Raw genomic sequence first — 9,745 nt, 5'->3', positions numbered from 1 at the left:
CGAAATCGGAAAAGCTCATCTGGCTCATCTGGCTCATCTGGCTCATCTGGCTCATCTGGCTCATGGGCGGCTCGGATCAGGTGGTCAGGCGTATTTCAGCACATTTGAAAACTTGTTCGGAGATTCCCTAAGCGTCGAGTAGGCATGGCGCGCGGACTTTCTTCCTCTATTTTTCCGCACCAAAAATAACCCCGTGCCCTCAGGCGCCAACACGCCTAAAATGGTCGCCATTCCTTTCCTGTATTCCCCTCCTGCATCCCCCGAGGCGCTTTTTTCAATGTCAGTGACTGCTACCACCCCCGCGTCTGCGCCGGATCATCGTGCGCAATTTTTGAACCTGCTGGAAACCAGCCTGGCTCAAAACTCGTTTATCAAGCTGGTGCTGGCCAAGTACGTCGGGCCTGAGCCTGAGCTGCAGCGGGTCATCATCAAGCACGTCACGGTCAAGGAGCAGCCTTGCCTGTCGTTTGTGTACCGCTACAAAACCCGCGATATCACCAAGAATTTCCCGCTTGATGAGGCGGTGTCGGCCCTTGCCGGGTTGTTGCCGGACGCGTTTAAAAATGCGCACTTGCTGACCCTGACCGATGAAGTGCAGCTGGAGTACAGCAAAAAAGGTAAAAGCTCGCTGTTCATGGGCAAAAGCCAGCAGGACCGCGAAGTGCCTTCGGGAGGCCACAATCGCGAGAAGCATCGCTTTTTGGACCTGACACGGCCTTTTCTCGCGGATTTGGGCGTGACCAATAAGCAGCAGGAATTGATCCCGGCCATGTCGCGCAAGTGGAAACAGATCAACAAGTTCATTGAAGTGTTTTCCCACGCGCTGAGCAGTTCGCCGCTCACCCTCGATCAACCGGTCAAGGTGGTGGATTTCGGTTCGGGCAAGGGTTACCTGACGTTTGCCATTCACGATTATCTGCGCCACAGCTTGCACGCCGAAGGCGTGGTCACTGGCGTCGAGTTGCGTGAAGACATGGTTACGCTGTGCAACAACGCAGCGCAGCGTCTGGAGCATCCGGGCTTGAGCTTTCAGCATGGCGATGTGCGCAGTTTTGCGCCGACGCCGATTGACGTGATGATTGCGCTGCATGCCTGCGACATCGCCACCGACTACGCAATTCACATGGGCATCCGTTCGGGGGCCGCGATCATCATGTGTTCGCCGTGCTGCCATAAGCAGATCCGCTTGCAAATCCAGAGCCCCGCGCTGCTCAAGCCGATGCTGCAATATGGCCTGCACCTGGGCCAGCAGGCCGAGATGGTGACAGACAGCCTGCGGGCGTTGTTTCTCGAAGCCTGCGGGTATGAAACCAAGGTGTTTGAGTTCATCTCGCTGGAGCACACCAACAAGAACAAGATGATCCTCGCGGTCAAACGCGCCGAGCCTGTGGACCCGGCACAGCTGCTGGTGAAGATTCAGGAACTCAAGGCGTTCTACAACATTCAGGAACACTGCCTGGAGACCTTGCTCCAGGCCGATGGGTTATTGAAGTAAGTTTGTGTAGTACCGGGTTATTACCCGTGTAGGCACTCAGTAGCTACTCTGGTGGGGTTTACGGGGTTTCGAAAACCAACGAATGACCTGCAGCCGGCCTCCGGTAGCGCCTGCAGGAGCAGTCCTCACTCACAGGAGTACACGACATGGCGGCAAAAAAAATTCTGGTGCTGGTTGGCGATTACGTCGAAGACTACGAAGTGATGGTGCCGTTCCAGGCGCTGTTGATGCTCGGTCATCACGTGCATGCGGTGTGTCCGGGCAAAACCTCGGGGCAGACGGTGCGCACCGCCATTCATGACTTTGAGGGCGATCAGACGTACAGCGAAAAACCTGGTCATCTGTTTGGCCTGAACTTTGATTTCGACAAGGTTAAGGCTGGCGACTACGACGCCCTGTTGGTGCCGGGTGGTCGTGCCCCGGAATACTTGCGTCTGAATGAAAAAGTGCTGGAGCTGGTGCGCGACTTCGACAAGGCCGGTAAGCCAATTGCTGCGGTGTGCCACGGCGCGCAATTGCTGGCGGCTGCCGGGATCCTTGAAGGCCGTGAATGCAGCGCCTACCCGGCGTGCGCTCCAGAAGTGCGACTGGCGGGCGGTACGTATATTGATATCGATGTCAACAAAGCCCACGTGCAGGGCAATTTGGTGACTGCGCCGGCATGGCCTGCGCACCCGGCGTGGCTGGCGGCGTTTGTGGGCCTGCTGGGTACAACCATTACGTTGTAAGGGAGGGCGTGACCATGTGTGAGCTTTACGTTAAAGCCGATCCGATTCTGTACGAGTCGCGCTCGCGATCGTTGCGTATTTGTGGCGTGGTCACGACATTGCGTCTGGAGAACCAGTTCTGGGACATCCTCAGTGAAATTGCCGAAGCCGATGGCATGACCACCAATCAGCTGGTGGCCAAGCTCTACGAAGAGGTGATGGATTACCGGGGCGAAGTGGTTAACTTCGCCTCGTTCCTGCGGGTCAGTTGCACCCGCTACCTGAGTCAGGGCCGGGGGGCGGGTGTGCCTGAGGCCAGTGAGCACCTGCTGCCCAGGCCCTCCCTGCGCTCGGTTTGAGGCGTTGGATTGATCGCTTCGCGAGCACGCGTATGCTGACCAAGCCCGCGGGTTTCCGGCGCTAGAAGAAGCGTGTCACGCTGATTTTAGCGTTGCGCCCGGGGCTGTAGGCATTCAGGCCGCTGAGCATCGGTCGGTAGCTCGTGTTGAACAGGTTATCCACGGTGAAGTTGACTTCGGTGCCTTTGAGGTAGCGATGCTGCGGCGTCCAGTTGGCAAATACGCTTTGTACGTTGTATGCGTCGTTGGCGTAGTGGTCGTAGAACGTGTCACCCACGGAGCTGGCAGGGCCCTCGGCATATTTGTCGCTGGGCAAGCGGTCGGTTTTGCGCACGAACTCACCCTGCCAGCCAATGCGCGCGTCCCAGTCAGGAATTTTCACGCCGAGCACGGCCACCCATTTTGGTGCGGGAATGTCCCGCGCCCAGACATTCGGGCCCCAGGGGTTGGTGTAGGCGCCTTCGTGGCTACCTGTCATCCACGAGTACGACAGTGAGCCGAACAGGTAAGTGGAGTCGTAGAAACTTTCGACTTCGAAGCCCTTAATGGTCAGGCTGCCGATGTTGCGGTAGTTGGCCATCGGCAACAGGCCCGCACATTCATCGCCCATGCCGCCGACTGTTTGTTGGGCGGCACAGCCCACACCCGTGGCCTTGAAAATCTCGTCATCGACCTTGTTGCGGAACAGGGTGGTGCGAATCAAGGCCTTGTCGTTTTTGCTAAAGATACGATCAAACGTGGTGATGTTGCCGGCGCGCCAACCCGTCATGCGTTCCGGGTCGAGGTTGACAGCGCTGGCTGTGCGGTTGCCCAGGGCTTGCACCTCGTATTGCTCATCGATCACGGGCGCCCGCCAGGTTTTGCTGTAGTCGGCAAACAGCGCGGTGTTGGGGGTGATTTTCCAGAATGCGGACAGGCGTGGCGACCAACCGACGTAGGTTTGGTCGCTGTAATCGTGACCGATCTGCGGGTGGTTATAGTACGGCGCATCATTTTCTTCGCCACGGTTGCGCACATGGTCGTAACGCAACGAAGGGGTCAGGGTGAAATCGCCCAGCGTGATTGCGTCCTGAATATAGAAGCTATTGGTGTCGACTTTGCCTTTGGGCATGAACGCCGGTTGGTAATGGCCGTAGTTGTATTTGGGCACATCGTAGGTTTTGCCCGGCATCCACATGTCGACTTCACGCTGGTGCTTGCGAAATTGCAGCCCGGTGGTGAACACATGGTCCAAAGGCCCGGTCGGGAAGAGGCTGATGTTGGTCAGTTGCAGCATGTTATCGGTGTAGCCGGTTTCCATTTTGCGACCGCCCGTGGTGGGCTGTACGTAAGCATTCAGGCCGCGCTCGTCGATTTGCTCGGTATTGGAGTGAGAGAACTTCACTTCCAGATCAATCAACGGGTTGTCCAAAGGCTGGTAGGCGTATTTACCCGACCAGGTGGTGTCGACGGTCGAGCGGTTCGACAAGTACTTGCGCGTGGCCGCGTCATAGCCAATTTTGTTGATGGTGTCTTTGTTCGGCGGGGCCGGGTAGCTGACCGCTGAGAACGGCACCCACAGGTAGTTGTTGGAGCGCGAGTACGACAGGCCGACGCTGTGTTCGTCGTTGAGGTGCAGGTTCAGTTTGAGCAACTGCGCATCCATGTCTTGCGCGGTGTTGGGCAGGCGTTTGGGGTTGACCGGGTAGACGTTGTCTGGATTGGGCATGTGGCCGGCCAACTTCATGTCGCCGCCGTCGCGTTTGGTGTAATACACCAGCGCATCGGCGCGCCCGTCTTCGCTGCGGCCATAGGCTGCGCCGGTGTACACCTGCTGATGGTCGTTGCTGCTGTAACCGTATTTGAGCATTGCACCCGCATTTTTGCCGTCTTCCAGCAGGTCGGGCGCGTCTTTGGTTTCCATGTGCACCACACCGCCGAAGCCGCCGTTGCCGGTTCGGACATCGTGTGGGCCTTTTTCCACCTCAATGCTTTTGATCAGCTCCGGCTCGATGAAAATCGTGCCTTGCTTGTAACGCTCAAAACCGCTTTTAGTCGCGCCGTCGACGGTCATTGGCACGTCTTCGGCTTCACCAAACCCCCAAATGTTGATGGTCTGACCGCCAGGCTTGAGCGATCCGCCGAGGTTGATGCCCGGTAACTTCGATAACAGGCTGGGAATGTTGTTGGACTGGTAGCGATTGATTTCGGCCTGATCCATGGTGGATTTGCCGACACTGCTGGAGTCCACCTCATTGCCATTGCCGATCACGCTCAGTGCGCCCAGTTGCAAGCTATTGCTGGTGGTGGTGCCTTCTTCCTTGGGGCGCACGACGTAGGTGCGGTCGACCTGGATCAGGCTGAAGTCGGTTCCGCGCAGCAATTGAGTGATGGCGTCTTGGGCGCTGTAATCGCCACTCAGTGCCGGGGCCTTGATGTTGCGCAACAGTTCTTCGTCAAACAGCAACGTGATCCCGGCTTGTTGGGCCACGGCACTCAAGGAGCTCGCCAGCGACTGCGCAGGCAAGTGCAGCTGGATCGATTCGGCGTGGGCGTGCAGGCTGAACGCCATGCAAGCGGCCAGCAGAATCGGGCGTGTGCAGAGTTGTGAGACGTGATGTGGTGCGCGAAACATGAAATCCCCCCGTGCGGCAACAAAGGCCAAAAAGACATGCGTTGGTAACGCAGACCGAAGGAAGACGCGGGGCGAATAAAAATCCACATATGCGAATGCAAAATATTCGCATATGTTTTTTTAGCGGGGTTCGATGCGGACTTTTCCGTTGTCCAGCCACACGGTTTTTACCGGAATCAAGGCAGGCAAGGCCTTGACCAGCGCCAACGGATCCGTGACATCGAGGTTGCCGGACACTTTGTAGTGCCCGAGCGGGCCGTTAGCCAGTTCGATGACGTCAGGCTGATAGAGGTCCAATTCGTCGATCAGGCTGGCCAACGCACGATTGCGAAAGGCCAAATGCCCGCTGCGCCAATCGGCGACCTCGCCAGCAGTCAGGGTCTGCTCCGTCAACGCCTGATGCGCGAAGTCGTACGTGGCACGCTGGTCGGCGCCGAGCAAGGCAGAGTGCGTGCCGTCAGGCGTGAATGCCACTTGGCCGTGGGCGACGCTGACCACCAGTTGGCGAGGGCTGCGGCGCACATCGAAGCCGGTGCCCACCACGCGGACCCGTGCATCGCCAGCGTGCACCACCAGTGGCTGGTCTTTATTGGCCGCCGCTTCGATGTAGAGCTGGCCGTGCTCCAGAAAAAGGTCGCGTTGATGCGCACTGAAGTTGATGCGCAGTTGTGTATTGGCGTTCACGTACAGGGTGCTGCCATCGGGCAGCGTCAGGGTTTTTGCGCCTTGGGCGTGGGTCGTGATGTGTTGCCGGTGCAGCACGACAGGGGTGCCGATATTCAATGCCAGCACGGCGCACAACACGGCGGCTGCAGTGGCCAGCGCAACCGTCGAGCGACGTTTGATCACAGGTGTGTGCGGGCGCGGCTGTGGTGTGTTCAGGTGGTGCAGTTCGCCCAGGTCTGCCCACAGGGATTCAAATTCGGCATATGCCCGGGCATGCGCCGGATCGGCGCGCCAGGCGTCAAATTGCGCACGGGTCTGTTCATCGGGTCGGTTGCGATTACGGGTAAACCAGCTGGCGGCTTCAGCCTCAATGCTGCCGTAGTCGTCCGATTGAATAGGCCTCATTCTGGCTGCTCCTTGCCGCTGTCCCGGTGTAAATGTTGCTTGCAGTGCAACAACGCAAAGGCAATGTGCTTTTCCACCATGCTGACCGAAATTCCCATGCGTTGTGCGATCTGCGCCTGACTCAACCCTTCAAAGCGGTGCAGCATAAGGGCTTCACGGCGCCGAGGCGAGAGCTCTGCGAGCACGGTCTTGAGCTGTTCAAGCCGTTGCAGGCGTTGTGCGGCCAGCATGGGATCATCCCTCTCATCGCTTAAAGGTTCGTCTTCACGCTCGCCTTGATCCGGATGAACGGATTGGCGAACCTGCTGGCGTCGCCAGTGATCGCGCAGCAGGTTGCGCGCCATCTGAAATAAAAATGCCCGGGGTTGCTGCACCTTGGCCCGGTCCTGATAGCCCAGCCATTGGGTGAAAACGTCTTGCGTCATGTCAGCTGCATCGCTGGCGTTGTCGGTGCGTTTACGCAGGAAATGCAGAATCTGCGTATAGAACTCGCGAAAGGATTCGGCCAACGCGGGGTCGGGTTTTAAGCGAGACATGAAAATCCTTGTGGACTCAGCGATGCACAATAAGTTGCGAATGGTATCGAGAATTATTGTCGTTTGTCTCTATGGACGTTGATCTTTCGCTTTTTCCTACGGATAAATGGCTAATTACTGGGTGAGCGCTTTACTGAATGTGGAAATCACGATCAGCTTCCAGGAGAAACGCTATGTCGGGTTGGTATGAATTGAGCAAGACCAGCAGTGGGCAGTTCCGATTCGTATTGAAAGCAGCGAATGCCGAAACCATTTTGGTGAGTGAGCAATACACCACGCACGAGGCGGCGAAAAAGGGCATTGCTTCGGTTCAGGTCAACAGCCCGCTGGATGAGCGTTACGACAGGAAAGTGGCGAAAGACGGCAAGCCGTATTTCAACCTGAAGGCCGCGAACCACCAGATCATCGGCACCAGTGAGCAATACAACACCGAAGCGGCGCGGGAGAAGGGCATTGCCAGTGTGAAAAACAACGGCCCCACCACGGTGATCAAAGAGAAGCTTTGAGCCGGGGCCGTTCAAGGCTCAAGCCGGCTTGCCCGCGCGCTGACGACGCTTGGTCAGCGGGCGGGCATGAGGGGGAAGGCCTTAGCGTTCGACTGGCACCGAGTGGCGGGTGTCACCCAGCGGGTGGGTTTTAGCGTTAAAGAAGCGTAATGACGCCTTTTTCTCTGCAAATAGCTGCGTGTAATGGTTTTTCTGAAAGCGGATGAAGGCCTCGCTGCGCGGGTAAATCGAGATGCAGAGGGTTTTCAACGGCGCCAGGCGCAGGGCGTCAATCAGGTGTTGATCCTGCTCACCCAGGCTATGGCCGAAGATGCAGAGCGTGTCTTTGTGAGCCATTAACTGTTCATGGCAAAACGACAAGTAATCCGAATGCCGGATGGACTTGCGCTTGTCGTCGCTGGTGCCTTCGCTGACAAACAGCGGCACGTCATCCAGTGCGCTGATGGAATGATTAATGGCGAAGTTGCTGAGCAGCGCTGCTTCATCACCCACGGATTTGCGCGCCTTGCCTTCCTGATTTTTCACCAGGTGCAACGCTCCGTGCAGGTACAGCACACGGGTGGCTTTGCCTTTGGCCGCGCCCAGCGCCAGGTCAAAGGTGGCGCCCGCTGCCTGGAATAAATCGTTGAAATGCTTGGGTGCCTGCATCACGGCCCAAGGCGCCAGCAAGTCATAGTTGGAGCAATACACCGTGCTGTATCGGGCCAGTTCTTCCTGCCAGCACGCCAGCGTGGCGGCGGGCATCAAGCGCCAGGGAATGTGGACATCCTGAGTACTGTTGATCAGGGCTTCTTTGATGGCGTAGTAACGTTTGCGCGGTGATGCCGAGCTGATAGCCAGCGCCTTGTTGACCTTGCTCGCAGTTTTCAGGGCGCTGAGGACGTGCTCAAAATTGCGCGTGTTCAAAGCATCGAACACGCTGAGTTCCGTCTGGCTCAGGGGCTTTTCGGCCACGCTTTTGGTCTTTTCAAACAGCGAGTCGTAATAAAAGTCATGCCACACAGCCATGCTGGCGCCATTGCCGAGCAACAAACCGCTGCACGGGGTGCTGGTGCGTAAAGCGTTCCAGTCTTCTAGTTCGGCATCAAATTCCTGGAAGGGGGTCATGGCGTCGGTCATCTCAAAGCGTGGGCGGTGCAGGACTTTATCACGACCCAGTATTGAGCCAGATCAACATCCTGATGCGCAGATGAGTTGAAGCTATGCTCATTGACTTCATCAGCGTCGCGGGTGCGCCCGCAAAGAGGACTCGCCATGACCAGTACCTTTTTTATCCCGGCCGTGAACATCATGGGCAACGGTTGTCTGGATGAAGCCATGACTGCCATTCGCAACTATGGGTTTCGCAACGCGTTGATCGTGACCGACGCCGGGCTGGCCAAGGCAGGCGTGGCGGCCATGATTGCCGAAAAACTGGCCGCGCAGGACATCAATTCGGTGGTGTTCGACGGCGCCAAACCCAACCCGAGCATCGCCAATGTGGAAGCCGGTCTGGCCGTGCTCAAGCAGCATCAATGTGATTTCGTACTGTCACTGGGCGGCGGTTCGCCCCACGACTGCGCCAAGGGCATTGCGCTGTGCGCCACCAATGGCGGGCATATTCGTGATTACGAAGGCGTAGACCGCTCGGCCAAGCCGCAATTGCCACTGGTGGCCATCAACACCACCGCGGGCACGGCCAGTGAGATGACGCGTTTTTGCATCATTACCGATGAAGAGCGTCACGTAAAAATGGCCATCGTCGACCGCAACGTGACGCCGCTGCTGTCGGTCAATGACCCGGCGTTGATGGTGGCCATGCCTAAAGGCCTGACCGCAGCCACTGGCATGGATGCGTTGACCCATGCCATTGAGGCGTATGTGTCCACAGCGGCCAACCCGATTACCGATGCCTGTGCGATCAAAGCAATGGAGCTGATCAGCCACAACCTGCGTCAGGCGGTACAAAACGGCAAAGACCTGACCGCGCGCGAGAACATGGCCTACGCGCAATTTCTGGCTGGCATGGCGTTCAACAACGCCTCGCTTGGGTTTGTGCATGCGATGGCTCACCAATTGGGCGGTTTCTATGACTTGCCCCATGGTGTCTGTAACGCGGTGCTGTTGCCCCACGTGCAGACCTTCAATGCCAGCGTGTGCGCCTCGCGCCTGACTGACGTGGCCCATGCGCTGGGCGCGGATATCCGCGGTTTGAGCCCGGAAGAGGGTGCTCAGGCGGCGATTGCGGCGATACGTACGCTGGCCAAGGATGTCGAGATCCCGGCAGGTCTGCGGGACTTGGGCGCCAAGCTGGATGACATCCCGATTCTGGCGACCAACGCATTGAAAGATGCCTGTGGTCTGACCAACCCGCGCAAGGCCGATCAGGCGCAGATTGAAGAGATCTTTCGAAACGCGTTTTGAGTCAGGCCAGAGGCTTTCAAATCTCGCGCATAAAAAAACGGCCGGTTTAACCCG

Annotated in this window: 9 protein-coding genes; 5 read left to right on the top strand and 4 right to left on the bottom strand. The window is 57.6% G+C overall.

The features are described from left to right. The first annotated feature begins 277 nt into the window (after positions 1–277). From HBN68_RS16070 to HBN68_RS16060, 3 genes are all read left to right on the top strand, one after another. On the top strand, positions 278–1,495 hold the full coding sequence (locus HBN68_RS16070; protein ID WP_169965242.1) for an SAM-dependent methyltransferase: 1,218 nt from the start codon (positions 278–280) through the stop codon (positions 1,493–1,495). Positions 1,496–1,641: 146 nt separating this feature from the next. Further along, positions 1,642–2,223, top strand: a complete 582-nt coding sequence (locus tag HBN68_RS16065; protein WP_094993859.1) for a DJ-1/PfpI family protein — start codon at positions 1,642–1,644, stop codon at positions 2,221–2,223. A 14-nt stretch (positions 2,224–2,237) separates the two neighbouring features. After that, entirely contained in the window at positions 2,238–2,561 is a 324-nt protein-coding gene (locus HBN68_RS16060) for a ribbon-helix-helix domain-containing protein (protein WP_169965240.1), read from the top strand. A gap of 61 nt (positions 2,562–2,622) precedes the next feature. On the opposite strand, the gene HBN68_RS16055 is transcribed toward HBN68_RS16060, so the two are convergent. The 3 genes from HBN68_RS16055 to HBN68_RS16045 form a co-directional block, all read right to left on the bottom strand. Beyond that, a complete protein-coding gene (locus HBN68_RS16055) occupies positions 2,623–5,175 on the bottom strand; it encodes a TonB-dependent receptor (RefSeq protein WP_169965238.1) in 2,553 nt (850 codons plus the stop codon). Between the two features lie 120 nt (positions 5,176–5,295). After that, positions 5,296–6,246, bottom strand: a complete 951-nt coding sequence (locus tag HBN68_RS16050) for a FecR domain-containing protein (RefSeq protein ID WP_169965236.1) — start codon at positions 6,244–6,246, stop codon at positions 5,296–5,298. Further along, the gene (locus tag HBN68_RS16045; RefSeq protein WP_169965234.1) at positions 6,243–6,782 is read right to left on the bottom strand and encodes an RNA polymerase sigma factor; all 540 of its coding nucleotides are present in this window, start codon (positions 6,780–6,782) and stop codon (positions 6,243–6,245) included. Before HBN68_RS16045 ends, HBN68_RS16050 begins: the two co-directional genes overlap by 4 nt. A gap of 173 nt (positions 6,783–6,955) precedes the next feature. Between HBN68_RS16045 and HBN68_RS16040 the strand changes: the two genes are divergently transcribed. After that, positions 6,956–7,288, top strand: a complete 333-nt coding sequence (locus HBN68_RS16040) for a YegP family protein (protein WP_094993864.1) — start codon at positions 6,956–6,958, stop codon at positions 7,286–7,288. An 81-nt stretch (positions 7,289–7,369) separates the two neighbouring features. On the opposite strand, the gene HBN68_RS16035 is transcribed toward HBN68_RS16040, so the two are convergent. After that, complete coding sequence (locus HBN68_RS16035; RefSeq protein ID WP_169965232.1) at positions 7,370–8,395, bottom strand: DUF4917 family protein; 1,026 nt, start codon at positions 8,393–8,395, stop codon at positions 7,370–7,372. A 147-nt stretch (positions 8,396–8,542) separates the two neighbouring features. Here HBN68_RS16035 and yiaY point away from each other — a divergent pair, with 147 nt between their 5' ends. After that, positions 8,543–9,691: an L-threonine dehydrogenase gene (gene yiaY / locus HBN68_RS16030; RefSeq protein ID WP_094993865.1), complete on the top strand. Its 1,149-nt coding sequence runs from the start codon at positions 8,543–8,545 to the stop codon at positions 9,689–9,691. Positions 9,692–9,745: the final 54 nt, after the last annotated feature.

Source organism: Pseudomonas sp. WS 5078, from assembly GCF_012985745.1.
GTDB lineage: Bacteria > Pseudomonadota > Gammaproteobacteria > Pseudomonadales > Pseudomonadaceae > Aquipseudomonas > Aquipseudomonas lundensis_A.
The sequence above is the reverse complement of the archived record's forward strand: the minus strand, read 5'-3'. Positions and strand labels throughout refer to the sequence as shown.